1 protein-coding gene is annotated in these 331 nt (G+C 32.3%); it reads left to right on the forward strand.

The features are described from left to right. Positions 1 to 180 (forward strand): hypothetical protein (locus tag J0A66_RS22365; RefSeq protein WP_206576028.1); only part of this gene is annotated, 180 nt, incomplete at its 5' end. Between the last annotated feature and the right edge of the window lie 151 nt (positions 181 to 331).

A 331-nucleotide genomic window follows, 5' to 3' on the forward strand; every position in this document is an offset into this window, starting at 1 on the left:
GCTAAAGGTTATGCTCAACGAGGCAATAAGTTAAAAGGTTTGTCTTTGTATTTTAAAGCGTTAGTTAATGGCGGCTTCAATCTGAAGACAGCGATAATTTATTTTTTTCAAATTTCATTGTCTACTAGGCAGTATAGGAAGTTTTCTGATTTCCTTGCTCAGCTTGGGTTTAAACCTTAAGGATGTTAAGCAGTAAATGATTAATAAAGTTGAATTGGTAGCAAAGCTAAAAAGGCATTTATCTTTGCTTATTTCTTTCATTAGTGATGAATGTTATTGTCGTATAGTTTATTTTATTAAGAACAGGAAGCCTTTGAATCTCTCTAACCCT

Origin of the sequence: Bowmanella dokdonensis (assembly GCF_017254865.1) — a bacterium.
GTDB lineage: Bacteria > Pseudomonadota > Gammaproteobacteria > Enterobacterales > Alteromonadaceae > Bowmanella > Bowmanella dokdonensis.